The sequence below is a fragment of the Pseudomonas sp. LBUM1646 genome, from assembly GCF_059716165.1.
Genome location: NZ_CP166810.1, coordinates 5,736,008 through 5,760,108 on the forward strand (window position 1 = coordinate 5,736,008; position 24,101 = coordinate 5,760,108).

Annotated in this window: 24 protein-coding genes and 1 other RNA gene; 6 read left to right on the forward strand and 19 right to left on the reverse strand. The window is 59.0% G+C overall.

Features of this window, described 5'->3' with window-relative positions:
- Window positions 1-2: 2 nt before the first annotated feature.
- The 9 genes from mraY to rsmI all read right to left on the reverse strand — a co-directional run bounded on the left by mraY (window position 3) and on the right by rsmI (window position 9,083).
- The gene (mraY, locus tag ACA071_RS26080; RefSeq protein WP_169373147.1) at window positions 3-1,085 is read right to left on the reverse strand and encodes a phospho-N-acetylmuramoyl-pentapeptide-transferase; all 1,083 of its coding nucleotides are present in this window, start codon (window positions 1,083-1,085) and stop codon (window positions 3-5) included.
- Window positions 1,085-2,452: a UDP-N-acetylmuramoyl-tripeptide--D-alanyl-D-alanine ligase gene (locus ACA071_RS26085; RefSeq protein ID WP_497641744.1), complete on the reverse strand. Its 1,368-nt coding sequence runs from the start codon at window positions 2,450-2,452 to the stop codon at window positions 1,085-1,087. Before ACA071_RS26085 ends, mraY begins: the two co-directional genes overlap by 1 nt.
- Window positions 2,445-3,908 carry a UDP-N-acetylmuramoyl-L-alanyl-D-glutamate--2,6-diaminopimelate ligase gene (locus ACA071_RS26090; RefSeq protein ID WP_497641745.1) on the reverse strand — a complete coding sequence of 488 codons (1,464 nt, stop codon included), beginning with the start codon at window positions 3,906-3,908 and terminating at the stop codon, window positions 2,445-2,447. The genes ACA071_RS26085 and ACA071_RS26090 overlap by 8 nt, the downstream gene beginning before the upstream one ends.
- Window positions 3,908-5,650, reverse strand: a complete 1,743-nt coding sequence (locus tag ACA071_RS26095; RefSeq protein WP_497641746.1) for a peptidoglycan D,D-transpeptidase FtsI family protein — start codon at window positions 5,648-5,650, stop codon at window positions 3,908-3,910. Before ACA071_RS26095 ends, ACA071_RS26090 begins: the two co-directional genes overlap by 1 nt.
- Window positions 5,647-5,940: a cell division protein FtsL gene (gene ftsL / locus ACA071_RS26100; RefSeq protein WP_133840304.1), complete on the reverse strand. Its 294-nt coding sequence runs from the start codon at window positions 5,938-5,940 to the stop codon at window positions 5,647-5,649. Before ftsL ends, ACA071_RS26095 begins: the two co-directional genes overlap by 4 nt.
- Window positions 5,937-6,884: a 16S rRNA (cytosine(1402)-N(4))-methyltransferase RsmH gene (gene rsmH, locus ACA071_RS26105; RefSeq protein ID WP_169373143.1), complete on the reverse strand. Its 948-nt coding sequence runs from the start codon at window positions 6,882-6,884 to the stop codon at window positions 5,937-5,939. The genes ftsL and rsmH overlap by 4 nt, the downstream gene beginning before the upstream one ends.
- Window positions 6,881-7,336: a division/cell wall cluster transcriptional repressor MraZ gene (gene mraZ, locus ACA071_RS26110; protein WP_008147486.1), complete on the reverse strand. Its 456-nt coding sequence runs from the start codon at window positions 7,334-7,336 to the stop codon at window positions 6,881-6,883. The genes rsmH and mraZ overlap by 4 nt, the downstream gene beginning before the upstream one ends.
- A 411-nt stretch (window positions 7,337-7,747) precedes the next feature.
- An RNA gene (gene rnpB / locus ACA071_RS26115) (RNase P RNA component class A) lies at window positions 7,748-8,101 on the reverse strand.
- 76 nt (window positions 8,102-8,177) lie between these two features.
- Complete coding sequence (gene rsmI, locus ACA071_RS26120; protein WP_497641747.1) at window positions 8,178-9,083, reverse strand: 16S rRNA (cytidine(1402)-2'-O)-methyltransferase; 906 nt, start codon at window positions 9,081-9,083, stop codon at window positions 8,178-8,180.
- 176 nt (window positions 9,084-9,259) lie between these two features.
- On the opposite strand from rsmI, the gene ACA071_RS26125 reads away from it, so the two are divergent.
- The 4 genes from ACA071_RS26125 to ACA071_RS26140 all read left to right on the forward strand — a co-directional run bounded on the left by ACA071_RS26125 (window position 9,260) and on the right by ACA071_RS26140 (window position 12,751).
- Window positions 9,260-11,116 carry a penicillin-binding protein activator gene (locus ACA071_RS26125; RefSeq protein WP_497641748.1) on the forward strand — a complete coding sequence of 619 codons (1,857 nt, stop codon included), beginning with the start codon at window positions 9,260-9,262 and terminating at the stop codon, window positions 11,114-11,116.
- Complete coding sequence (locus ACA071_RS26130) at window positions 11,116-11,478, forward strand: YraN family protein (protein ID WP_213938626.1); 363 nt, start codon at window positions 11,116-11,118, stop codon at window positions 11,476-11,478. The genes ACA071_RS26125 and ACA071_RS26130 overlap by 1 nt, the downstream gene beginning before the upstream one ends.
- Before the next feature lie 104 nt (window positions 11,479-11,582).
- A complete protein-coding gene (locus ACA071_RS26135) occupies window positions 11,583-12,176 on the forward strand; it encodes a phosphoheptose isomerase (protein ID WP_007904374.1) in 594 nt (197 codons plus the stop codon).
- Window positions 12,173-12,751 carry a BON domain-containing protein gene (locus ACA071_RS26140; RefSeq protein ID WP_169373140.1) on the forward strand — a complete coding sequence of 193 codons (579 nt, stop codon included), beginning with the start codon at window positions 12,173-12,175 and terminating at the stop codon, window positions 12,749-12,751. Before ACA071_RS26135 ends, ACA071_RS26140 begins: the two co-directional genes overlap by 4 nt.
- A gap of 51 nt (window positions 12,752-12,802) precedes the next feature.
- Here ACA071_RS26140 and ACA071_RS26145 read toward each other — a convergent pair whose 3' ends face one another.
- The 7 genes from ACA071_RS26145 to rplM form a co-directional block, all read right to left on the reverse strand.
- A complete protein-coding gene (locus ACA071_RS26145; protein WP_054045578.1) occupies window positions 12,803-13,216 on the reverse strand; it encodes a ClpXP protease specificity-enhancing factor in 414 nt (137 codons plus the stop codon).
- 16 nt (window positions 13,217-13,232) lie between these two features.
- Complete coding sequence (locus ACA071_RS26150) at window positions 13,233-13,850, reverse strand: glutathione S-transferase N-terminal domain-containing protein (protein ID WP_008155978.1); 618 nt, start codon at window positions 13,848-13,850, stop codon at window positions 13,233-13,235.
- 150 nt (window positions 13,851-14,000) lie between these two features.
- Window positions 14,001-14,780, reverse strand: coding sequence for a cytochrome c1 (locus tag ACA071_RS26155; protein WP_497641749.1), 780 nt, complete (start codon window positions 14,778-14,780; stop codon window positions 14,001-14,003).
- Complete coding sequence (locus ACA071_RS26160) at window positions 14,780-15,991, reverse strand: cytochrome b (RefSeq protein ID WP_497641750.1); 1,212 nt, start codon at window positions 15,989-15,991, stop codon at window positions 14,780-14,782. Before ACA071_RS26160 ends, ACA071_RS26155 begins: the two co-directional genes overlap by 1 nt.
- Window positions 15,991-16,584, reverse strand: coding sequence for a ubiquinol-cytochrome c reductase iron-sulfur subunit (petA, locus tag ACA071_RS26165; protein WP_129441361.1), 594 nt, complete (start codon window positions 16,582-16,584; stop codon window positions 15,991-15,993). The genes ACA071_RS26160 and petA overlap by 1 nt, the downstream gene beginning before the upstream one ends.
- Before the next feature lie 266 nt (window positions 16,585-16,850).
- On the reverse strand, window positions 16,851-17,243 hold the full coding sequence (rpsI, locus tag ACA071_RS26170; RefSeq protein ID WP_003216038.1) for a 30S ribosomal protein S9: 393 nt from the start codon (window positions 17,241-17,243) through the stop codon (window positions 16,851-16,853).
- A gap of 14 nt (window positions 17,244-17,257) precedes the next feature.
- Complete coding sequence (gene rplM, locus ACA071_RS26175) at window positions 17,258-17,686, reverse strand: 50S ribosomal protein L13 (protein WP_007905295.1); 429 nt, start codon at window positions 17,684-17,686, stop codon at window positions 17,258-17,260.
- 245 nt (window positions 17,687-17,931) lie between these two features.
- Here rplM and ACA071_RS26180 point away from each other — a divergent pair, with 245 nt between their 5' ends.
- The gene (locus tag ACA071_RS26180; RefSeq protein WP_497641751.1) at window positions 17,932-18,972 is read left to right on the forward strand and encodes an NADP(H)-dependent aldo-keto reductase; all 1,041 of its coding nucleotides are present in this window, start codon (window positions 17,932-17,934) and stop codon (window positions 18,970-18,972) included.
- Window positions 18,973-19,098: 126 nt separating this feature from the next.
- On the opposite strand, the gene ACA071_RS26185 is transcribed toward ACA071_RS26180, so the two are convergent.
- Complete coding sequence (locus ACA071_RS26185; RefSeq protein WP_497641752.1) at window positions 19,099-20,235, reverse strand: acyl-CoA dehydrogenase family protein; 1,137 nt, start codon at window positions 20,233-20,235, stop codon at window positions 19,099-19,101.
- A 244-nt stretch (window positions 20,236-20,479) separates the two neighbouring features.
- Between ACA071_RS26185 and ACA071_RS26190 the strand changes: the two genes are divergently transcribed.
- Window positions 20,480-21,376, forward strand: a complete 897-nt coding sequence (locus ACA071_RS26190; protein WP_497645388.1) for a GlxA family transcriptional regulator — start codon at window positions 20,480-20,482, stop codon at window positions 21,374-21,376.
- A gap of 177 nt (window positions 21,377-21,553) precedes the next feature.
- Here the strand turns inward: ACA071_RS26190 and zapE are convergent, their stop codons facing one another.
- Together zapE and ACA071_RS26200 are read right to left on the reverse strand one after the other, a co-directional pair.
- Complete coding sequence (gene zapE / locus ACA071_RS26195; RefSeq protein WP_497641753.1) at window positions 21,554-22,648, reverse strand: cell division protein ZapE; 1,095 nt, start codon at window positions 22,646-22,648, stop codon at window positions 21,554-21,556.
- A gap of 91 nt (window positions 22,649-22,739) precedes the next feature.
- Window positions 22,740-24,095, reverse strand: coding sequence for a tryptophan--tRNA ligase (locus ACA071_RS26200; RefSeq protein ID WP_497641754.1), 1,356 nt, complete (start codon window positions 24,093-24,095; stop codon window positions 22,740-22,742).
- Between the last annotated feature and the right edge of the window lie 6 nt (window positions 24,096-24,101).

Genomic DNA, 24,101 nt, shown 5'->3' on the forward strand with positions numbered 1-24,101 from the left:
TTCTACCTCAGCTTCAGGGTGGCAAGGCCGACCAGTACGAGAATCACGGTGATGATCCAGAATCGGACGATCACGCGCGGCTCAGGCCAGCCCTTGAGTTCAAAGTGGTGGTGTATCGGTGCCATGCGGAACACGCGGCGCCCGGTCAACTTGAAGGAAGCCACCTGGATGACCACCGACAGGGTTTCCATCACGAACACGCCGCCCATGATGAACAGGACGATTTCCTGACGGACGATCACCGCGATGGTGCCCAGGGCCGCGCCCAGCGCCAGCGCGCCGACGTCGCCCATAAAGACTTGGGCCGGATAGGTGTTGAACCAGAGGAACCCCAGGCCAGCACCGATCAAGGCGCCGCAGAACACGATCAGCTCACCGGCGCCCGGTACATAAGGGATCAGCAGGTATTCAGCGAATTTCACGTTACCCGACAGGTAGCAGAAGATCCCCAAGCCACCGCCGACCATCACTGTCGGCATGATCGCCAGACCGTCGAGGCCGTCAGTCAGGTTGACCGCGTTGCTCGAACCGACAATCACGAAATAGGTCAGGACTACGAAACCAGCGCCCAGCGGAATGCTGTAGTCCTTGAGCATCGGCAGGATCAGGGTGGTTTCCACCGGGGTGGTCGCGGTCATATAAAGGAAGAGCGCCGCCCCCAGGCCGAACACCGACTGCCAGAAATACTTCCAGCGGCTAGGAAGCCCACGGGAGTTCTTCTCGATGACTTTGCGGTAATCGTCTACCCAGCCGATTGCGCCGAACAACAACGTCACCAGCAGCACGGTCCAGACATAACGGTTGCTCAGGTCAGCCCAAAGCAGCGTACTGACGCCGATGGACGACAGAATCAATGCACCGCCCATGGTCGGAGTGCCCGACTTGGAAAGGTGCGATTGCGGACCATCGTTGCGAACGGACTGACCGATCTGACGGTTCTGCAACGTGCGGATCATCCACGGGCCATAGCACAGCGACAAAACCAGCGCGGTCAGCACACCGAGGATCCCGCGCAGGGTCAGGTACTGGAAGACCGCGAAGCCTTTGTGGAACTGTTGCAGATACTCCGCTAGCAGCAGCAGCATTAATGTTTCTCCAGACTGGACCCGCACAAAGCGGCGACGATGTTTTCCATCGCCGCGCTGCGCGAGCCCTTAATCAAAATAGTGGTGTTTGTATCTTGCTCGGCGCCCAGGGCCTCGATCAGTTCAGCCTGAGTGCTGAAATGACGGGCCTGCGGGCCAAATGCGTTCACGGCGTGAGCCATCATTGGCCCGACTGTGTAAAGCGCAGAAACCTTGCCACGGGCGTACTCGCCCACGTCGCGGTGCCCCTGCTCCGCCCAGTCGCCCAACTCGCCGATATCCCCGAGCACCAGAACGGTGCGGCCGGAAAAGCCGGCGAGTATATCAACGGCAGCGCACATGGAGGTGGGGTTCGCGTTGTAAGTGTCATCAATAACGCGCATGCCGTTGGTCGCCAGTTGCGCGACGGTGCGCCCCTTGACCGGTTGCATGGCGCCAAGGCCCGTGGCGATGCCGAACAGCGACACGCCCAAGGCATGGGCAGCAGCGGCGGCGGCCATCGCATTGGCAACGTTATGGGTGCCGAGCAGGTTCAGTTGGACCCGTTCCACACCTTCAGGGCTGTGCAGGTTGAACGATGGGCAACCGCGAGCATCGCGGTCCAGATCGCTGGCATAGAAGTCGGCGCTTGGGTTGTTCAAGGCGAACGTCAGCACTTTGCGGCCGCCAGCGCGGGCCTTCCAGATGCCGAACGCCTTGTCGTCGAGATTGAGCACGGCGACGCCATCGGCATCCAGCCCTTCGATAATCTCGCCCTTGGCTTCAACGATTTTGTCCGGCCCGCCGAACTCACCGACATGGGCGGTCCCGGCATTATTCAGGATGGCCACGTGGGGCTTGGTCATGCCGACGGTGTAGGCAATTTCACCAAGACGCGAAGCACCGAGCTCGATCACGGCGGCGGTATGTTCCGGCGCCAGTTCGAGCAGGGTCAGCGGTACACCGAGGTCGTTGTTCAGGTTGCCACGGGTCGCATGCACCGGACCGCGCGTGCGCAGGATGCTCGCGAGCATTTCCTTGACCGTGGTCTTGCCGCTGGAACCGGTGACCGCTGCGACCGGGTTGCTATAAGCCGCACGGTTCAGCGCGCCCAGTTGGCCGAGGGCCTGGCGAGTATCGTTCACAATGAGCTGCGGCAGCGTGCTGTCGGCGACTTCGCGCTCGACCAATGCCGCTACGGCGCCTTTGGCGGCGACATCATTGAGATAGTCATGACCATCGAAGCGTGGACCGGTCAGGGCAATAAACAGCTGGCCTGGCTTGATCGCACGGCTGTCGATGCTGACACCGTCGAAACTGGCGTCGGCAGCCACCAGGCGAGCATTCAGCACGCTGGTCAGCTCGCTCAGTTTCAAGGCTTTAAGCATGGGCCACCTCCCACGCGGTCAAGGCGTGATCGGCCTCGACCAGATCCGAGAACGCATGGCGCTCGCCGTTGATTTCCTGGTAGTCCTCGTGACCTTTGCCGGCCAGGACAATGACGTCATCCGCCGATGCACTGGCGACCAATTGGGCAATCGCCTGGCCACGGCCAGCGACGAAGGTGACTTTATCCACAGCCGTGAAACCGGCGCGGATGTCGTCGAAAATCACGGACGGGTCTTCGGTGCGCGGGTTGTCGTCGGTGACCAGCACGCCGTCGGCCAGACGCTCGACCACTTCAGCCATCAGCGGACGCTTGCCGCGGTCACGATCGCCGCCGCAACCGAACAGGCACAGCAACCGGCCTTTGGCGTGTGGACGCAGGGCCAGCAAGACTTTTTCCAGCGCATCCGGGGTATGTGCGTAATCGACCACTACCAGCGGCTGCGTGCCGCCACCCAGGCGCTGCATACGACCGGCCGGGCCTTCGAGTTTCGGTAAAACCTTGAGGATTTCGTCCAGCGCGTAGTCAAGACCGAGCAAGGCACCGACCGCTGCCAGGACGTTGCTCAGGTTGAAACGACCGAGCAAGGTGCTGCGTAAATGGTGCTCGCCTTGCGGCGTAACCAAGGTGGCGCGCACGCCTTCGTCGTCGAACTGCGCTTCACGGCAATAGAGGTAGGCGCTGGCGTCTTCCAGGCTGTAGGTGATCAGCCGCGACTCGCGCTTGTCGGCGGCCAGTTGCCGGCCGAATTCGTCGTCGAGGTTGATCACCCGGCATTTCAAATCATTCCAGGCAAACAGCTTGGCCTTGGCTTCGCCGTAGGCCTGCATGGTGCCGTGGTAATCCAGATGATCGCGGGACAGGTTGGTCATCACTGCGACATCGAACGCCAATGCGGTCACGCGGCCCTGATCCAGACCGTGGGAAGACACTTCCATCGCGACGGCTTTGGCACCGGCCTTTTTCAGATCGGCAAGAGTCGCTTGCACGGCAATCGGATTCGGCGTGGTGTGTAGGCCGCTTTCCAGCGCGCCGTAGAAACCGGTGCCCAGGGTGCCGACGATGCCGCAATGCTGGCCGAGCAAATCCAGGGCTTGCGCAACCAATTGGGTCACACTGGTTTTGCCATTGGTGCCGGTAACGCCAACCAGGTTCAGGTGGCGGCTCGGGTCGCCATAAAAGCGTCCGGCAATATCCGACAGCTGCGCAGCCAGGCCTTTGACCGGAATCAGCGGAGCATCGGTAATTGGCAGTACGGTGGCGCCTTCGACTTCGTAAGCCACGGCAGCCGCACCGCGCTGCAAGGCATCGGCAATGTGCGCGCGTCCGTCGAACTTGCCGCCTGGGACCGCGAGGAACAAATCCCCCGCCCGCACATTGCGGCTGTCGAGGGTCAGTTCGCGGATCAACAAATCACGACCGGCGTGGGCAAAAATTTTGTTCAGACTCAGAGACATCAGCCGCGCCCTCCATTGGCTTTCAGCGGAACGACCGGTGCTGCGTTGGCCTGTTGGGTCGGCGGCAGGTTGTCCGGGGTGATGTTCATCAGGCGCAAGGTCCCGGACATCACTTTGCTGAACACCGGCGCCGATACCAGGCCACCGAAATAACCGGCCTTGGTCGGTTCATCGATCACCACCACAATGGCGAAACGCGGATCGCTCATCGGGCCGAAACCGGCGAACAGTGAGCGATAGGAATTCTCGGCGTAGCCTTTGGCACCCACCGACGTTTTACGGGCAGTACCCGACTTGCCGGCCACGTGATACGCCGGTACCTGCGCACGGAATACGCCGCGCGGGGCCTCGATCACCTGAGTCAGCATGCCTTGCATGGTTTTGGCGACGTTTTCCGGGATCACCTGGGTGGTCTGCGGCGGCTTGTCAGTCTTGATCAGGGTCAGCGGCGCGATGCGACCGTTGTTGGCCAGCGCCGAGAAGGCGTGGACCAACTGGATCGCCGTCACCGAAATACCGTAGCCGTAGGACAGCGTGGCCGTTTCAGCCTTGCGCCATTCGCGGTAGTTCGGCAGGTTGCCGACGCGCTCGCCCGGGAAGGCGAGGCCGGTGTCCTGGCCGAGGCCGACTTTCTGCGCGAGGCGGAAAATGGCTTCGCCACCGATATCGAACGCGACCTTACTCATGCCGACGTTACTGGAATTGATCAGGATGCCGGTCAGGTCGAGCACCGGGCCTTCGGACTTCGATACGTCCTTGATGGTGTATTTACCAATCTGCAAGGTGCCCGGATAGACCTCGACGGTATCGCTCGGCTTCCAGCGCCCGGTTTCCAGGGCGGCACTCATGGAGATCGCCTTCATGGTCGAACCGGGTTCGAACACGTCGATCATCGCGCGGTTACGCATCATCGCCGGTTGCAGGTTGCGACGGTTGTTCGGGTTGTAGGTCGGCTGGTTGACCATGGCCAGGATCTCGCCGCTCTTCACGTCCATGATCACCAGGCTGCCGGCCTTGGCGCCGTTCTCGATGATCGCGTTACGCAGTTCACGGTTGGCCAGGTATTGCAGGCGCAGGTCAATGGACAACGCCAAGGGCTTGCCGGCCTTGGCGTTTTTGGTGACCTGGACATCCTTGATCAGTCTGCCGCGCCGATCCTTGATGACCTGTCGCTTGCCGGCGACCCCGGCCAGCCATTCGTCGTAGGCCAGCTCGACGCCTTCGCGCCCGTGATCGTCGATGTCGGTAAAGCCGACCATGTGCGCAGTAACTTCACCGGCCGGGTAGAAACGGCGGAATTCTTCAATGCCGTAGACGCCGGGCACTTTCAGGTCGAGCACCGACTGGCCCTGCTCAGGGGTCAACCCGCGCACCAGATAGATGAATTCTTTATTGGCCTGGGCTTCGAGGCGTTCGGCCAGGGCTTTAGGGTCCTGCCCCAGAGCGGCCGCCAATGCTGGCCACTTCTCTTTGGCCAGCTGCATTTCCTTGGCGTTGGCCCACAGCGTGGTGACCGGCGTACTCACAGCCAAAGGCTCGCCGTTACGGTCGGTGATCAGACCACGGTGAGCCGGAATAGGAATGTGACGAACGCTGCGCGCATCACCCTGACCCTTGAGGAAGTCACGGTCAACCACTTGCAGATCGATGATGCGCCAGCAGATCGCAGCCACCATGATACCGAGCAAACCCAGCACCACGCGGAACCGCCAAGGGAAGAGTGCACCTTCGATTTTCATCATGGCGCCACCATCCGTACTTCAGCGGCACCGGGAATGCGCATTTTCAGTTGCTCGGTGGCCAGCACTTCGATACGGCTGTGTGCGGTCCAGGTGCTCTGTTCGAGAATCAACCGGCCCCACTCGGCCTGCGCCTTGTCGCGCACGCTCAACTCGTTGTACAGCGAGTTCAACAGCTGACGGTTCCAGTGGGCGCTGTAGGACACGCCGATGGCCGACACGAGCACGCCGATGAACAGCAGCATCATGAAAAAGCTTCCGCCGGGAAGTGGCTTGGCGAAAAGCTTGCTCACCGCAGCTTCTCCGCGACGCGCATGATGGCGCTACGGGAACGTGGGTTGGCTTTGAGTTCGGCCTCGGAGGCGGACTGCGCTTTGCCATGGACTTTGATTTTCGGTTCGAAAGCGACGTGACGAACCGGCAGATTGCGCGGCAGGTTGTCGGCTTCGCCTTTCACCAGTTTGCGCATGAACAGTTTGACGATGCGGTCTTCCAGGGAGTGGAAGCTGATGACCACCAGACGACCGCCGATCTCCAGGCTTTCCAGCGCGGCTTCGAGGCCGGCTTCCAGATCGCCCAGTTCGTTGTTGACGTGAATACGCAGGCCCTGGAACGCACGGGTAGCCGGGTTCTTACCCTTTTCCCATGCCGGGTTGGCGACTTTCAGGACTTCGGCCAGGTCAGCGGTGCGCTCGAACGGTTTGATGTCGCGGCGCTCGGCCACGGCACGGGCCATACGACCGGAGAAACGTTCTTCGCCGTATTCCTTGAACACCCGGGCGATTTCTTCCACCGGCGCGGTGTTGACGAATTCGGCCGCGCTGATCCCGCGGGACGGGTCCATGCGCATGTCCAGCGGGCCATCGTTAAGGAAACTGAAGCCGCGCTCAGGGTCGTCGAGCTGCGGCGACGAGACGCCGAGGTCGAGCAAAACACCGCTGACCTTGCCGGCCAGTCCGCGTTCGGCGACTTCCGAACCGAGCTCGGCAAAGCTGCGCTGCACAACGACAAAGCGGCCGTCTTCGGCCGCTAGCGTTTGCCCGGTGGCAATCGCTTGAGGATCTTTATCGAATCCGAGCACCCGACCATCGGGACCGAGCTGGCTGAGGATCAACCGGCTGTGTCCGCCGCGCCCGAACGTGCCGTCCAGATAGCAGCCATCAGGGCGTACGGCGAGAGCCTCCACGGCTTCGTCGAGCAGTACGGTGATGTGGTTAAAGCCGCTATCAATAGTCACAGGATCAAATCACGCAGTTCATCAGGCATGGCGCCCGGTTGTTGAATAGCAGCCAGGTCAGCGGCAGAAACCGCATCCCAGGCATCCTCGTCCCATAATTGGAACTTGTTCAGTTGGCCCACCAGCATTGCGCGCTTATCCAACTTGGCATATTCGCGCAGACGCGGCGGAACCAGAAAACGACCACTGCCATCGAGCTCGAGGTCGACGGCATTACCAATCAGCAAACGTTGCAAGCGGCGGTTCTCTTCGCGAAGCGAAGGCAGTGCGCGCAGTTTGGTTTCAATAATTTCCCACTCATCGAGGGGATAAACACACAAACACGGATCAACGGCATCGATTGTCACGATCAATTGACCGGAACTGCGCGAAACCAGCTCGTCACGGTACCGGCTCGGCATAGCGAGACGGCCCTTTGCATCGAGACTGATAGCGTTAGCTCCGCGAAACACGTCTGCGTTTCTCCAATTTTTATCGTTTTGAGCTCAAAAAACCCACTTCATGCCACTTTCCGCCACTTGCGCACACTATAGGAATGCGCCCACCACACCGTCAAGGCGCGGATTAAAGGAAAACCCTTACAGAACGGAGATTTAGGAGGACAAAAGGAGGGGTAACGAGAATCTGACGTTTGATTTTGCTCAATAACTTGAATCAGCACAGAGGGCTGCGTTCGAAAGTTAAAGTAATTTGTTAAGAGTAAGATTTTTTCGGTATTACGACGGAGGGTCTGCTGGTGTTTATTTAAGGAGGGAATTCGAGGACGCGAGGATATTTGCAAACTGCTGTCAGTGCAGGCTAATGAATATCACAAAAGCCCGCTACCAGCACCTGCCTGATGATTCAAGCAGGGAAAGAAAAAGGTGGAGAGTCGATCTGTAAGCCGGGTTCTGTCTTGAACAGTCATTCGTCTACGATGGCCATCACTGGACATCTTTAGCAACCTACCCGGTCCCAGCGCGGGCCACGCCTTGGGACCCTATTTGGTCTTGCTCCAAGTGGGGTTTACCTAGCCACGAACTGTTGCCAGACGTGCGGTGCGCTCTTACCGCACCTTTTCACCCTTACCGGCGCCGAAGCGCTTAGGCGGTTATTTTCTGTGGCACTTTCCGTAGGCTCGCGCCTCCCAGGCATTACCTGGCACTTCGCCCTATGGAGCCCGGACTTTCCTCCCCCCCCTAATTTTCATAGAGGGCAGCGACTGTCCAATCGACTCTCCGCCGCGAAGGTTAACGGCAGAGCGGCCGAAGAACAAGCGCTAAACACCTTCGGGCACTCCTGCGCGTCGTGTTTTTACTCGCCCTTCTGTTTATCCAGCGCGACTTGATAGAGAACATTCTTACGCTCGCCGGTAATTTGCGCCGCCAGGGCAGCAGCACGTTTAAGCGGCATTTCTTCGAGCAACAGATTGAGGATACGCATGGCTTCGCTGCTGACCGCGTCTTCCGTCTCTGGCGCCGACCAACCGGCCACCAGCACCACGCACTCACCGCGCTGCTGATTGCTGTCGGACTCGACGAATTCGCGCAGCTCGGCGAGCGGCAAGCCCTTGAGGGTTTCGAAGGTTTTGGTGATTTCCCGCGCCAGCAACGCCGGACGCTCGCCGCCGAACACCAGCTCCATGTCTTGCAGACACTCAAGGATGCGGTGCGGGGCCTCGTAGAAAATCAGCGTGCGCGGCTCTTCCTTGACCAGCTCCAGACGAGCCCGACGCCCCACGGCCTTGGCCGGCAGGAAGCCTTCGAAGATAAAGCGATCCGAGGGCAGACCCGCCGCCGAGAGCGCCGCGATCAAGGCACAGGCCCCCGGAACCGGCACCACATTGATCCCCGCCGCACGCGCCTGACGCACCAAGTGATAACCCGGATCGGAAATCAGCGGCGTCCCCGCATCAGAGATCAACGCCACATCGTCGCCAGCCAGCAAGCGCGTGATAAAGCGACTACCTTCATCGCGCTCGTTGTGTTCATGGCAGGCCGCCAGCGGCGTCGGAATGCCGAAGTGCTGCATCAAACGCTGGGAGTGACGGGTGTCTTCGGCGGCAATCAACGCCACCTCACGCAGGATTTTCAGCGCACGAGCACTGATGTCGTCCAGGTTGCCGATGGGCGTCGCCACCACATAAAGCGAGCCAGCAGCGGAATTCAAAGCACCTGGAGCAGTCAAAGCGCACACCTCATGATCGATAAAAGTCGCCATTGTAGCGCGTAGTGACACTTGCGATACCCGCGAGCCACCCTCGGTTTTTCGACCCTTTGTGCAGTGCCGCAACATTTACACGAGCTAAATTGATCGATTCACGCCAGTAACATCGCGCCCCGGCCAGTGCTTGGGTACAATTCCACGCTAATTTGATCGAGTATCAGGAACACTACATGATCGCTTGCCTGCGGCTGTTCACTGCCCTCTGCCTCGCTGCCCTGCTGGCGGCTTGCGCCAGCACGTCCTCCTCCAGCCTTGGCGAACTACCACGGACCCCGGATGCCAGTATCGAGCAACTGCTCGAAAAGGCTGCCCAAAGCAAAACGCCGGAACAAGCCGCGCTGTTTCGCCTGAGCGCGGCAGACCTGGCTTACCGCCAGGGCAATGCCGGCCAGTCCGCGCAAATCCTGCAACAAGTGCCCGTGGAACAACTCAAGCCTGGCCAACAGGTCTTCGCCAGCACGTTGGCAGCTGAACTCGCCATGGTGCGCAATCAGCCAAAAGCGGCGCTGACGGCCTTGAGCCATCCGAGCCTGCAACGCCTGGGCGAACTGCCTGTCGAGCAACAGGTTCGCACTGGCACCGTTCACGCCCGCGCCCTTGAAGCCGATGGCCAGACCCTGGCCGCTGCACGGGAACGTATCTTTATCGCCCCGATGCTCGAAGGCGAGGCCGCCAGCAAGAACCACGAAGCGATCTGGACCCTGATCGCCTCGCTGCCGACCGATCAATTGCAGCCAACTACCACCGATGACCTCGGCGGCTGGATGAGCCTGGCCCTGGCGGTGAAAACCGCCGGCACCCTGGAACAACAGCAAGCGGCGATCGACAACTGGCGCGCACAGAATCCAAAGCACCCCGCTGCGCTTCAACTGCCACTGCCACTGACCAAGCTCAAGGAACTGGCGAGCCAGCCCCTGGGCAAAATCGCTGTCCTGCTGCCTCAAGCGGACGGCCCGCTGACGGCGGCCAGCAAGGCACTGCGTGAAGGTATCGTGGCTGCTCACTACCAGGCGGAACAAGCTGGGCAGAAGCCGCCTGCCATCGTATTTTATGACAGCTCGATAATGACCAAGGTGCCGCCAGGGATGTCGGTGGAAGGTTTCTATCGCCAGTCGGTGGACGATTTCTATCGCAAGGCCCAGGCCGATGGCGTGCAACTGGTCATCGGCCCGCTGGAGAAGCCGCTGGTCAAACAGCTCAGCACTCGCCCGCAACTGCCGATCACCACCCTGGCGCTGAACTACAGCGAAGGCGAACAAGGTCCGGCCCAACTGTTCCAGTTCGGCCTTGCCGCCGAAGACGAAGCCCGCGAAGTGTCCCGCCGCGCTCGTGCCGACGGCCTGCATCGCGCCGCCGCCATGGTGCCGAAAGGCGAATGGGGCGACCGCGTATTGAAAGCGTTCAGTCAGGACTGGCAGGCGAATGGCGGTAGCATCGTCGCCGTCGAGCGTATTGACCAGCCGGTACAATTGGCGCAACAGATTGCCGACATGTTCCAACTGCGTCAGAGCGAAGGCCGCGCCAAGACCTTGCAGAGCACCGTTGGCTCGCAAGTCGCCGCACAACCTTCCCGCCGCCAGGACATCGAGTTCATTTTCCTTGCGGCCTCCCCGAAACAGGCGCAACAGATCAAACCGACCCTGAACTTCCAGTACGCCGGTGACGTGCCTGTCTACGCAACCTCCAATGTGTTCAGTGCCAGCGGCGACGTAAACGAGTACAACGACATGAACGGCGTTCGCTTCTGCGAAACCCCGTGGTTGCTCGACGCCAATGACCCACTGCGCAAACAAGTCACTGCACAATGGGCGCAGGCCGGTACCAGCCTCGGCCGCTTGTTCGCGATGGGTGTTGACGCCTATCGCCTGGCACCGCGCCTGGGGCAGCTCAAGGCCTTGCCGGACAGCCGCATCGAAGGTCAATCGGGCAGCCTCGGCATGACCCAGAACCAACGGGTGGTTCGCCAGTTGCCATGGGCACAGTTCGTCAACGGCCAGGTTCAACGCCTGCCGGACACACCGCGCTGATGCCTGACAGGTCACGCCGGCAAAGCGGTCAGGATGCCGAGCGCCATGCGCTCGAGCATCTTCAACAACAGGGTCTGCGCCTGCTGGCGCAGAACTGGTTGTGCAAACGCGGCGAGCTTGATCTGGTCATGCTTGATGGCGATACAGTAGTATTCGTTGAAGTCCGCTACAGAAAAAACACTCAATGGGGTGGCGCGCTCGATAGCATCGATGGGCGCAAACGGCAGAAGCTGATTTTCGCCGCGCAGTATTTTCTTCAGCGCGAGTCGCGTTGGGCCAATTCCCCTTGCCGCTTCGACGTGGTTGCGATCGACAGCAACCTTGATCAGTTGAACTGGTTGCAGAATGCCTTCGACAGCTGATCGCTTGCACCCCGAACCGGACACCTTCACCCGACACTTTTGCTCTTTGCTTTGCGGGCTGCACATTCATGTGCCAAGTAGCCGCGCTAATTAAGGTCACACAGATGGACATGCAATCCCGAATTCGCCAGCTTTTTCAGGCCAGTATCGACACCAAGCAACAGGCGATGGACGTACTTGCACCGCACATCGAGCAAGCCAGCCAGGTAATGGTCAACGCCCTGCTCAACGAGGGCAAAATGCTTTCCTGCGGCAACGGCGGCTCCGCCGGTGACGCCCAGCACTTCTCGTCGGAGCTGCTCAACCGCTTCGAACGCGAGCGCCCGAGCTTGCCAGCCATCGCGCTGACCACCGACAGCTCGACGATCACCTCGATCGCCAACGATTACAGCTACAACGAAATCTTCTCCAAACAGATCCGCGCCCTCGGCCAGCCGGGCGATGTATTGCTGGCGATTTCCACCAGCGGCAACTCGGCGAACATTATTCAAGCGATCCAGGCCGCACATGATCGCGAAATGATTGTCGTAGCATTGACCGGTCGCGATGGCGGCGGCATGGCGTCGCTGCTTTTGCCTGAAGACGTCGAGATCCGCGTACCGGCCAATGTCACCGCACGTATTCAGGAAGTCCACCTGCTGGCGATCCACTGCCTTTGCGACTTGATCGACAGCCAACTGTTCGGGAGTGAAGAATGACCCCTAATCGCCTAGGCCTTCTGGCCTTGACCCTGTGCCTCGGCATCGGCGGCTGCACCTCGGTGGTTAACGCCAGCCGTGAGAAGCCGATTGAAGACGACCGCGGCACGCGCACCTTCGGCAGCAAAATCGACGACTCCCTGATTGACACCAAGGTCGGCGTAAACGTCGCCAAGGCCGATCCGGCGCTAGATAACGACTCGCACATCGTCGTCACCAGCTTCAACGGCGTCGTGCTGCTGGCCGGGCAAACGCCCACCGCAGACCTCAAGGCCAAGGCCGAACAGGCTGCTTCCGCGGTCCAGCGTGTGAAGAAGGTCCATAACGAGCTGCAAGTCCTGCCGCCGTCCGGCTTCCTTGCCCGCCAGAACGACACCTGGCTGACCTCCAAGATCAAGACCCAGATGCTCACCGATCCGAACATCCCGGGCTCGCGCATCAAGGTCGTCACCGAAAATGGCATCGTCTATTTGCTGGGTCTGCTGACCAAGCAGGAAGCCGCTCAAGCCACCAATCTGGTGCAGAGCGTTTCTGGCGTGCAGAAGATTGTGAAGTTGTTCGAGTACATCGACTGACACAGAAAATGCAGGCACAAAAAAGGCGATCCTTTCGGATCGCCTTTTTTATTACTTCACCACTTTCAAACTGGGTCGACCGCTGGGGCGCGGCGGTTCGTTGTCGGGTGGCGGGACATCATCATCCGGCTCGATCTCTTCATCGTCTTCCATAGGCGATTCCAGATCGAACACCATGCCTTGACCGTTCTCCCGGGCGTAAATGCCCAGGATCGAAGCGATAGGCACGAACAGGGTGTGTGGCACGCCACCGAAGCGCCCTTCGAAGCTGACCGCTTCGTTGTCCATGTGCAAGTGACGCACGGCTGCCGGCGATACGTTCAGGACAATCTGTCCGTCACTGGCAAAACCTTGAGGCACCTGCACCGACGGATATTCGGAATTGACCAGCATGTGCGGGGTGCAATCATTATCAACAATCCACTCGTAGAGCGCGCGGACCAGATAAGGTCGACTGGAGTTCATAGCGGCTCCTTAAGCCTTAGCGCATATCGCGTTCGACACCAGACAGACTCGCCTGGAAAGCCTCACGCGCGAAAGAGCGCTCCATGTAATCAAGCAACGGCTTGGCAGGCCGCGGCAGTTCAATACCCAAAATCGGCAATCGCCAGAGTATTGGCAATAGGCAGCAATCCACCAGACTTTGTTCCTCACTGAGGAAAAACGGCTTGTCGGCGAACAACGGCGACACGCCTGTCAGGCTTTCGCGCAGCTCTTTACGAGCCACGACGCGGGCTGCTTCCTTGGACCGGGAATCCAGGATCAGATCCACCAGGCCACACCAGTCACGCTGAATACGATGAATCAGCAGACGGCTGTTTGCACGCGCCACAGGATAAACCGGCAGTAAAGGCGGGTGCGGGTAACGCTCATCCAGATATTCCATCACCACGGTGGACTCCCACAACGCCAGGTCACGATCGACCAGGGTGGGCAAGCTGCCGTAAGGGTTCACTTCGATCAGTTTAGGCGGCTGGCGACCAGCTTCCACATAAATGATCTCGGCGCTGACACCCTTCTCTGCAAGTACGATGCGTACTCGGTGGGAATAGTGGTCGGCGGGGTCGGAGTAACAGGCCAACCGATTGGTCACGCCCATGGCGGTCCTCCTCGCTTGTTGAAATTATCGGAAGCGGAAAAACGCGCGCGCCCAGAGGACGCCTCCCGTAACGCCTGGCTCACCAGACTCGTTACACCTTCAGAGACGCCCCTGGGCGCGCGCGATTAACAGCAATTGCTTACAGCTTTATCAATGTACGTCTTTCCAGTATTCACGCTTGAGCAAATATGCGAATACGAAGAAGAACGCCAGGTACAGCAACACATAAGTACCGATGCGCTGATGTTGCAGCTTTACCGGGTTAGCCGAGTAAGCGAGGAAGGTTACCAGATTCTTGACCTTCTCATCGAACTGCTCTTCGTTCAGTGCACCGCTCTTCGGCACAATGGTCAACTGATCGCACGCTTCATGAGTCAGCGGCGTGCCGGTCAGCGGATCATACTGCTTCTTGCCGTCTTCGACGATTTGAACCTGTTTGCAGCCGACCACCTGACGACCTTGCAGGCCGACCAGCACGTTAGGCATGCCGACGTTCGGGAACACCTTGTTGTTCACGCCCCAGGGACGCGCCGGGTCTTCATAGAACGAACGCAGGTAACCATAGAGCCAGTCGGTGCCACGAACGCGAGCCACCAGGGTCAAGTCCGGCGGTGCAGCACCGAACCAGGTCTTGGCGTCTGCCGGCTGCATGCCGATGCTCATGTGGTCGCCGATCTTGGCGCCGGTGAACACCAGGTTTTTCAGCATCAGATCGTGAGGAATACCCAGGTCGTCGGCAACGCGCTCATAGCGCTGGAACTTGGCACTGTGGCAGCCCATGCAATAGTTGGCGAACGTACGTGCGCCGTCCTGCATGGCTGCTTTATCGGCGACGTCGATATCGACTTTTTCCAGCTCCGGACCATGTTCGGCCGCGAAAGAAAACATCGGCATGGCAGCAAGAATCAATACAGCAAATAGCTTTTTCATCAGCCAGTCACCCTTTCCGGAACCGGTTTGGTCTTCTCGAGCCTGGTGTAGAACGGCATCAGAATGAAGTAGGCGAAGTACAGGAAGGTACAGACCTGCGACAGCAACGTACGCTCAGGGGTCGGGGCTAATACGCCCAGCACGCCGAGGATCACGAACGAGATGCAGAACACCCAAAGCCAGATCTTGCTCAGCCAGCCCTTGTAACGCATGGACTTGACCGGACTACGGTCGAGCCACGGCAGGACGAACAGCACAGCAATGGCCGCGCCCATGGCGATCACGCCCAGGAGCTTGTCCGGAATTGCCCGCAAGATTGCGTAGAACGGAGTGAAGTACCAGACCGGAGCAATGTGCTCAGGGGTTTTGAAGGCGTTGGCCACTTCAAAGTTCGGCTTCTCAAGGAAGTAACCGCCCATTTCCGGGAAGAAGAACACGATCGAGCAGAAGATGAACAGGAACACCACCACGCCGACGATATCTTTCACGGTGTAGTACGGGTGGAAAGCAATGCCGTCCAGCGGTACGCCGTTTTCGTCTTTGAATTTCTTGATGTCCACGCCGTCCGGGTTGTTCGAACCGACTTCGTGCAACGCCAGAACGTGCAACACCACCAGACCGAGGATCACGATCGGCAGGGCCACGACGTGCAAGGCGAAGAAGCGGTTCAGGGTAATACCGGAAATCAGGTAGTCACCACGAATCCACTGGGTCAGGTCGTTACCGATGACCGGGATCGCACCGAACAGCGAGATGATCACCTGAGCACCCCAGTAGGACATCTGGCCCCACGGCAGCAGGTAACCCATGAAGGCTTCAGCCATCAGCGCCAGATAGATCAGCATGCCGAAGACCCACACCAGCTCACGAGGCTTCTGGTACGAACCGTAGAGCAAGCCACGGAACATGTGCATGTAGACCACGATGAAGAACGCCGAAGCGCCGGTGGAGTGCAGCAGACGCAGGATCGAGCCGTACTCGACGTCACGCATGATGTATTCGACAGAAGCAAACGCTTCTTCTGCCGACGGGGTGTAGCTCATGGTTAGCCAGACACCGGTAACGATCTGATTGACCAGAACGAGCAGTGCGAGGGAACCAAAGAAATAGAAGAAGTTGAAGTTCTTCGGGGCGTAGTACTTGCTGAGATGGTCTTCCCACATTTTGGTCGCGGGAAAGCGCGCATCAACCCAATCCATGAACTTGCTCATCACGCTTTCTCCGTATCGACGCCAATGACAATAACGTCATCGGTCTCATAGGAATGCGGGGGAACTGGCAGGTTCAAAGGCGCAGGTTGCGACTTGTAGACGCGGCCAGCCAGATCGTAGTGGGAACCGTGGCAAGGGCAGAAATAACCACCTACCCAGTCTTTACCCAGATCAGCAGGTGCCACTTCGGGGCGGAAGGTCGGCGAACAACCCAGGTGTGTGCAGATACCGATCAGCAGCAGAACCTCTGGCTTGATCGAACGCGTTTCTGGATCGACGTAGGTCGGTTGTGTCGAGTTCTTGGAGGTCGGGTCAGACAGCTGGCCCTCGATCTTTTTCAGATTCCCCAGGATTTCCGCGGTTCGGCGGACAATGAATACTGGCTGGCCGCGCCACTCAGCAATCATCTGCTGGCCTGGCTCGATTTTGCTGACATTCACTTTCACCGGTGCACCTGCGGCTTTCGCCTTGGCACTGGGAAACCATGACCCCACGAACGGGACCGCAGCCCCCACCGCTCCTGCAGCACCCACCACGGATGTGGCTGCTACCAAGAAGCGACGCCGGCCTGCATTCACGCCGTCATTGCTCATTCAGTCCTCTCCCATCAGCTTTGTGGCCTGTTAAATCAGGCATCTACTAAGTAAATCTATGTACTTATAAAAATTTTGCCGAATGGTAATGAAAAGCCCCAATTCTGACAAGGTAATTACCCAAGGGCTCCACTGCCAAGCCTTGCAGTATAGGGGCTCTACGGCTGTGGCAAGTTGTCACAGCGCAATTCTTTGAGAAATCGCACGCATAAAAAAACGCCCAGCTCCGTGAGGAGATGGGCGTTCTTTTTGAACGTGGAAGCGAATTAACGCTTCGAGTACTGCGGACGCTTACGCGCTTTACGCAGACCAACTTTCTTACGTTCAACTTCACGAGCATCGCGAGTAACGAAGCCAGCTTTGCGCAGAGCGCCACGCAGGGTTTCGTCGTACTGCATCAGTGCGCGAGTGATACCGTGGCGGATTGCGCCAGCTTGACCACTTACACCACCACCGATCACGGTGACGTAGATGTCGAATTTCTCGACAGTCTCAGTCAGTTCCAGCGGCTGACGAACTACCATGCGGGCAGTTTCGCGGCCGAAGAAATTTTCCAGGGTGCGGTTGTTGATGGAGATGTTACCAGTACCCGGACGCAGGAAAACGCGTGCGGTTGCGGTCTTGCGACGGCCAGTGCCGTAATTTTGAGTCGCCGACATAATGAACTATTCCGTTAAAACTTCAGTTCTTGGGGCTGCTGAGCAGTATGAGGGTGTACAGCGCCCGCATAGACTTTCAGCTTACGATACATGTCGCGACCCAGCGGGTTCTTAGGCAGCATGCCTTTGACCGCGGTCTCGATCACGCGCTCAGGGGCTTTAGCGATCAGCTTTTCAAAGTTGATCGACTTGATGCCGCCCGGGAAACCGGAGTGGGAGTAGTAGATCTTGTCGGTGGTTTTAGCACCGGTCACACGAATCTGCTCGGCATTGATAACGACGATGTAATCGCCGGTGTCAACGTGAGGAGTGTACTCAGCTTTATGCTTGCCACGCAGACGGCTCGCGATTTCGGTGGCCAGACGACCCAGGGTCTGACCTGCAGCGTCGACGACAAACCAGTCGCGCTGTACTGTTTCCGGTTTAGCAGTAAAAGTTTTCATTCTTTATAGCCTCAGGGGCCGCCCTGTAAATTAGACGGCGGATCTTACTGAATAGTGCGTACTTTGACAAGTCAAAGGCAGCCGGATACAGACGCTTTCGGGGGCTCGGGTCGGCGCGTCCGTTCAACGGCAAGATTCTTCGGCGGCGGCGCATCACTTCCACTGCAGAAAGAGGTGCGCAATTATGCAGATTGCGAAAAATATTTCAACCTGCTTTTATGATTGTTTTGCCCAAGGAGCACCCGATGGACTATCGCCAGCTAGGCCGAACCAATCTGAACGTGAGTGCAATCTGTCTCGGAACCATGACCTGGGGCGAGCAAAACAGCGAGGCTGAAGCCTTCGCCCAGATTGAACGGGCCAAAGGCGCCGGGATCAATTTCATCGACACCGCCGAAATGTACCCGGTGCCACCCAAGGCCGAAACCTACGCCACTACCGAGCGCTACATCGGCAATTACTTCAAAAGTCGCGGCGATCGTGCCGACTGGATCCTGGCGAGCAAAATCGCCGGCCCCGGCAACACCATCGACTACATTCGCGACAAAAACCTGCGGCACAACCGCCAGCACATCACAGAAGCCGTGGACGCCAGCCTCAAGCGCTTGCAGACCGACTACATCGATCTCTATCAACTGCACTGGCCGGAACGCAGCACCAATTTCTTCGGTCAGTTGGGCTACAAGCACAAGATCGAAGCCAACCTCACGCCGCTGGAGGACACCCTCGAAGCGCTGGACGAACAGGTCAAGGCCGGCAAGATCCGCCACATCGGCCTGTCCAATGAAACGCCGTGGGGCACCATGCGTTTCCTCGCCCTGGCCGAAGCCCGTGGCTGGCCGCGTGCCGTAACGATCCAGAACCCCTATAACCTGCTCAACCGCACCTTTGAAGTCGGCCTGGCGGAAATCGCCATTCGCGAACAATGCGGCCTGCTGGCTTATTCGCCACTGGCGTTCGGTTTCCTGTCGGGCAAGTACGAAGGGGGTGCGCGTCCGCCGAAGGGTCGCCTGAGCCTCTACAGCCGCTTCAGCCGCTATTTCAACCCGCAGTCGGAAGCTGCGTGCAGCCGATATGTGGCGCTGGCCCGTGAACACGGTCTGGATCCGGCGCAGATGGCGTTGGCGTTTGTTACCCAGCAGCCGTTCGTGACCAGCAACATCATTGGTGCCACGACACTGGAGCAACTGGACAGCAACATTGCCAGTTTCGAGCTGAAGCTTTCCGACGAAGTGTTGGCGGGGATTGAGGCGATTCACAAGGATCACCCGAATCCTGCGCCTTAATTGAGCTGATCGTTCCCACGCTCTGCGTGGGAATGCCGCCAGGGACGCTCCGCGTTCCGCTTTGGATGTGACGCAGAGCGTCACGGGATGCATTCCCACGCAGAGCGTGGGAACGATCTCACGGCATCAAAGCGAGCGCGCAATAATTTCCTTCATGATCTCGTTGGTGCCGGCATAAATCCGCTGCACCCGCGCATCCGCCCACGCCCGGGCCACCGGGTATTCCCACATGAACCCGTAACCGCCATGCAACTGCACGCATTCGTCGAGCACTTTGCATTGCAGGTCGGTGCCCCAGTATTTCGCCATCGCCGCCGTCGGCACGTCGAGCTTGCCTTGCAGGTGCAGCTCCAGGCACTTATCGACGAAGACCCGACCAATCTGAATCTCAGTCGCCATTTCCGCGAGTTTGAAACGAGTATTCTGAAAGTCGGCAATCGCCTTGCCGAAGGCTTTGCGCTCGCGGGTGTAGTCCAAGGTCCATTGCAGCGCCGCCTCCGCCGAAGCGAGCCCGCCGACGGCAACCGTGAGACGCTCTTGCGGCAGTTCCTGCATCAGGTAGGCGAAGCCCATCCCGGCCTGCCCCAACAGGTTTTCCTTCGGCACGCGGACATCCTGAAAGAACAATTCCGACGTGTCCTGAGCCTTCATCCCGACTTTTTCCAGGCGCTTGCCCTTGGCGAAACCCGGCGTATTGGCTTCCACCAGAAACAGACTGGTGCCCTTGGCGCCCGCCTTGGGGTCGGTCTTGGCGACGACAATCACCAGGTCCGCTAGAAAGCCGTTGGTGATGAACGTTTTCGAGCCGTTGATGACATATTCGTCACCGTCCAGTACGGCGGTGGTTTTCACCCCTTGCAGGTCGGAACCGGCGCCCGGCTCGGTCATGGCAATGGCCGTGACCATTTCTCCTGACACCAGTTTCGGCAGGTATTTGTGCTTCAGCGCTTCACTGCCGTAATGCAGGATATACGGCGCGACGATGTCCGAATGCAGCGAAAACCCGATCCCGGTCAGGCCCAGGCGGCCGACCTCCTCGATCACTACCGCACTGTAGAGAAAGTCCGCGCCCAGCCCGCCATATTCCTCCGGCAGATGCGAACAGAGCATCCCCGCCTCCCCCGCCTTGTTCCAGAGTTTGCGGTCGATGAAGCCTTGTTTTTCCCATTGTCCATGGAACGGCACGGCCTCTTTTTCGAGGAACGTTCGCACGCTGTCGCGAAAGAGTTCGTGCTCGGAACTGAACAAGGTTCTGGGGATCATGCGGCACCTGTCGTTATTGTTAAAAGGAAATGACCTTCAGAGACTAAGCCTCGCTTCCGATACAGGACACTGGACACATCAGACAAAAAATAAGACGATCCAGCCGTCTGGTGACCACTTTCCCCTATAAGAATAAAGTTGAATTATGTCTAACCAAGTCTCCACGCCGCTGCGGCGCGTCAGCATCCTGGCTATCGACCGGGTTTTCGCTTCCACCCTCATGCAAGCCAAGGATTTCTTCCACCTGGCCAGCCTGCGCTATGGCAAACAACTGGGCCACGGCCTGACACCGGCGTTCGAAACCCGGCTGGTCAGCCCCGACGGCAAACCGGTAAACAGCTTCAGCGATGTGATCATTCCGGTGGATGGCGGCCTGGAAAACGCTGACATCATCATCCTTCCCGCCTTCTGGGACGACTTCGAAACACTCTGCAAACGTTATCCACAGGTGCTGCCATGGCTGCGCGAGCAACACGCTCGCGGTGCGGTGTTGTGCGGCGAAGCCACCGGGGTGTTCTGGCTGGCGGAAGCCGGGCTGCTCGATGGCAAGGAAGCGACCACCTACTGGCGTTTCTTCAACGCGTTCGCCGAGCGCTACCCGCAGGTTCAACTCAATCAGGACAAGCACCTGACCGACGCTGACAACCTGTATTGCGCCGGCGGCACGACCTCGGCGTGTGACCTCTACATTTACCTGATCGAACGCTTCTGCGGTGCCAACGTGGCTCAGGCCGTAGCCCGGGACATTCTTTATGAAGTGCAGCGTAGCTATGCACCGGGGCGGATTGGTTTCGGCGGGCAGAAGCTGCACCAGGATGTGATCATCCTGCAGATCCAGCACTGGCTCGAAGAACACTTCGCCGACAAGTTCCGCTTCGAAGACGTCGCCCGCGAACACGGCATGAGCATCCGCAATTTCATGCGCCGCTTCCAGACCGCCACCGGTGACAAGCCGCTGCATTACCTGCAACGCCTGCGCATCGAAACCGCCAAGGGCCTGCTGTCCGGCAGCCGCAAGAGCATCAAGACGATCAGTTATGAAGTCGGTTACGACGATGCAAGCTTCTTTGCGCGACTGTTCCGCCAGCACACCGAATTGTCGCCGAACCAGTATCGGCAGCAGTTTCAGCAAGCGGCATAGCCCGAGCCGATCGTTCCCACGCTCTGCGTGGAAATGCATCCCGTGACGCTCCGCGTCACATTCCGAAGCGGACGCAGAGCGTCCATGGCGGCATTCCCACGCGGAGCGTGGGAACGATCAGATTCAACACAAAAAAAGGCCTGCATTTGCAGGCCCTTTTTTATTTTCCGAAACGTCCTACGGCTTATGCGCCCGGGACAGGAATTCGTGCGACTGCATCTCCAGCAGACGACTCAGCGTACGCTGGAATTCGAAGTTCAGGCGACCGCCGGTGTAGAGGTCTTTGAGCTCGACTTCGGCAGAAATGATCAGTTTCACGTTACGGTCGTAGAACTCGTCGACCATGTTGATAAAGCGTCGGGCGATGTCGTCGGTGGTGACGTTCATCTGTTCGACACCGCTGAGCAATACGGCGTGGAAGATCTTGCCCAGTTCGATGTAATCGTTCTGGCTGCGCGGGCCGTCGCACAGTTCGCGGAAGTCGAACCAGGCCACGTCATCGCAGGTGCGCAAGGCACGGATTTCGCGGTTCTCGATCATCAACACGTCGTTTTCGGTGGCGGCCGTGCATTCCGGCGTCAGGGCGCGGAAGCTCTTGCGCAAGCTTTCGTGGGACGCATCATCGAGCGGGAAGTGGAACAGTTCGGCTTGCTCAAGGTGACGCAGACGATAATCGACGCCGCTGTCGACGTTGACGATGTCGGTGTTTTGCTTGATCAGCGCAATCGCGGGCAGGAAGCGCGCACGTTGCAGGCCGTCCTTGTACAGACCGTCCGGCACGATGTTCGAGGTCGCGACCAGGGTCACGCCGTTCTTGAACAACTCTTCCATCAATGTGCCGAGGATCATCGCGTCGGTGATATCAGACACGAAGAATTCATCGAAACAGATCACCCGGGCTTCGTCAGAGAAGCGCTTGGCAATGATGGTCAGCGGGTTTTTCTCACCGCTCAGGGTCTTCATCTCTTCGTGCACGCGCTTCATGAAGCGGTGGAAGTGAGTACGGACCTTCTCCTTGAACGGCAGGGCTTCAAAGAAGGTGTCGACCAGATAGGTTTTGCCGCGACCCACGCCGCCCCAGAAATACAGGCCCTTGACCGGCGCCTGGTCTTTCTTGCCAAACAGTTTGCCGAACAGGCCCGGTTTGACGTGCGAGGCCGCGACCAGATCGTCGTACAGGCGCTGCAAATGACGCACCGCAGTTTCCTGGGCGGCGTCATGGAAGAAGTCCGGGCGTTTCAGATCAGCTTGATATCGTTCTAGGGGCGTCATAATTCGTTAGCAAGGCAACAAAAACGGGCCGTCACTGTAGCGACGGCCCGTGAGAATGGCAATCAGCCCTTGGTCGGGCCGAGCCGCTGATTTATTCCTGAACCGGCGTCAGGGCCACACGCAAGGCGTCGATGGCGACGTCACGCGCCGCACTATCGGCGAAGGCCGGGCTGTCGCCAACGCACTCGCCTTCCAGCCAGACACTGAAACTCAGGTCTTCGCTGCGCACGTCCAGAGGCTGTCCGGCTTGCAGTTGCTTGGTCACCTGACCGGCGGTTTTACCGTCGGCAAAGTTGCGCGACAGTAACAATTGCTCGCCATCGGCCGCCAGCAGACGGAAGCGGAAGCTGCCGTCGTCTTCGCGGAAGCTGACGAAACGCGCGGCTTTCGCGGCTTTCTTCTTGGTGGTGGCCGCGACTTGCGTCTGGGCAACGAAAGAACGCAGGCCGACCGCCTCGCGCAGCTCGTGGAGGAACGGTGTCGCCACCGAGCGGGCCTTCTTGGCGCCGATCTGCAGGATGTCTTCCAGATCCGCCGGGCGTTCGATCAGCTGGTGATAACGTTCGCGGGACTCGCCCAGTTCGCTGTCGAGCAGCTGGAACAGACGATTCTTCGCCTCGCCCCAACCCAGGCCCTGCAACAATTCACTGCGGAATTCGTCGGACTGCGCCGGGGTGGCGAAAGCCTGGAACAAGGTGAACAGGTGCGAGTTGTCTGGATCTTTAGCTTCGCCCGGCGCGCGGGAGTCGGTGACGATCCGCGAAATCGCGTCCTTCATCTCTTTGGCGCTGCTGAACAACGGAATGGTGTTGTCGTAGCTCTTCGACATTTTGCGACCGTCGAGGCCTGGCAGCGTGGCAACGCTTTCTTCGATCAGCGCTTCGGGCATGGTGAAGAATTCTTTGCCCTGACCGAACAGGTGGTTGAAACGCTGGCCGATGTCGCGGGCCATTTCCACGTGCTGGATCTGGTCACGACCGACCGGCACCTTGTGCGCGTTGAACATCAGAATGTCAGCGGCCATCAGCACCGGGTAGCTGTACAAGCCCATGGTGATGCCGGCATCCGGGTCTTCGCCGGTCTCGACGTTCTTGTCCACCGAGGCCTTGTAGGCGTGGGCGCGGTTGAGCAGGCCCTTGGCGGCGACGCAAGTCAGCAACCAGGTCAACTCGGGGATTTCCGGGATGTCGGACTGGCGATAGAAGGTCACGCGGTCGACGTCGAGGCCACCGGCCAGCCAGGTCGCGGCGATTTCCAGACGCGAGCGCTGGATGCGCAGCGGGTCATCGCATTTGATCAGAGCGTGGTAGTCGGCCAGGAAGTAGAACGAATCGGCATTGCTGTCACGGCTGGCGACGATCGCCGGGCGGATGGCGCCGGCGTAGTTGCCCAGGTGCGGCGTGCCGGTGGTGGTGATGCCGGTGAGGATACGGGTACGAGTCGTCATGGGTAA

What these genes read in the sequence shown, in the direction of transcription:
- ACA071_RS26130 (WP_213938626.1), top strand. Translation starts at nt 11,116, where the DNA reads ATGCCTGACAGGTCACGCCGGCAAAGCGGTCAGGATGCCGAGCGCCAT.
- ACA071_RS26125 (WP_497641748.1), top strand. Translation starts at nt 9,260, where the DNA reads ATGATCGCTTGCCTGCGGCTGTTCACTGCCCTCTGCCTCGCTGCCCTG.
- rplM (WP_007905295.1), bottom strand. Translation starts at nt 17,686, where the DNA reads ATGAAAACTTTTACTGCTAAACCGGAAACAGTACAGCGCGACTGGTTT.
- ACA071_RS26160 (WP_497641750.1), bottom strand. Translation starts at nt 15,991, where the DNA reads ATGAGCAAGTTCATGGATTGGGTTGATGCGCGCTTTCCCGCGACCAAA.
- ACA071_RS26200 (WP_497641754.1), bottom strand. Translation starts at nt 24,095, where the DNA reads ATGACGACTCGTACCCGTATCCTCACCGGCATCACCACCACCGGCACG.
- ACA071_RS26090 (WP_497641745.1), bottom strand. Translation starts at nt 3,908, where the DNA reads ATGTCTCTGAGTCTGAACAAAATTTTTGCCCACGCCGGTCGTGATTTG.
- rsmI (WP_497641747.1), bottom strand. Translation starts at nt 9,083, where the DNA reads ATGGCGACTTTTATCGATCATGAGGTGTGCGCTTTGACTGCTCCAGGT.
- rpsI (WP_003216038.1), bottom strand. Translation starts at nt 17,243, where the DNA reads ATGTCGGCGACTCAAAATTACGGCACTGGCCGTCGCAAGACCGCAACC.
- ACA071_RS26140 (WP_169373140.1), top strand. Translation starts at nt 12,173, where the DNA reads ATGACCCCTAATCGCCTAGGCCTTCTGGCCTTGACCCTGTGCCTCGGC.
- ACA071_RS26150 (WP_008155978.1), bottom strand. Translation starts at nt 13,850, where the DNA reads ATGGGCGTGACCAATCGGTTGGCCTGTTACTCCGACCCCGCCGACCAC.
- zapE (WP_497641753.1), bottom strand. Translation starts at nt 22,648, where the DNA reads ATGACGCCCCTAGAACGATATCAAGCTGATCTGAAACGCCCGGACTTC.
- ACA071_RS26095 (WP_497641746.1), bottom strand. Translation starts at nt 5,650, where the DNA reads ATGATGAAAATCGAAGGTGCACTCTTCCCTTGGCGGTTCCGCGTGGTG.
- petA (WP_129441361.1), bottom strand. Translation starts at nt 16,584, where the DNA reads ATGAGCAATGACGGCGTGAATGCAGGCCGGCGTCGCTTCTTGGTAGCA.
- ACA071_RS26085 (WP_497641744.1), bottom strand. Translation starts at nt 2,452, where the DNA reads ATGCTTAAAGCCTTGAAACTGAGCGAGCTGACCAGCGTGCTGAATGCT.
- mraY (WP_169373147.1), bottom strand. Translation starts at nt 1,085, where the DNA reads ATGCTGCTGCTGCTAGCGGAGTATCTGCAACAGTTCCACAAAGGCTTC.
- ACA071_RS26180 (WP_497641751.1), top strand. Translation starts at nt 17,932, where the DNA reads ATGGACTATCGCCAGCTAGGCCGAACCAATCTGAACGTGAGTGCAATC.
- ACA071_RS26135 (WP_007904374.1), top strand. Translation starts at nt 11,583, where the DNA reads ATGGACATGCAATCCCGAATTCGCCAGCTTTTTCAGGCCAGTATCGAC.
- ACA071_RS26185 (WP_497641752.1), bottom strand. Translation starts at nt 20,235, where the DNA reads ATGATCCCCAGAACCTTGTTCAGTTCCGAGCACGAACTCTTTCGCGAC.
- ACA071_RS26145 (WP_054045578.1), bottom strand. Translation starts at nt 13,216, where the DNA reads ATGAACTCCAGTCGACCTTATCTGGTCCGCGCGCTCTACGAGTGGATT.
- ACA071_RS26155 (WP_497641749.1), bottom strand. Translation starts at nt 14,780, where the DNA reads ATGAAAAAGCTATTTGCTGTATTGATTCTTGCTGCCATGCCGATGTTT.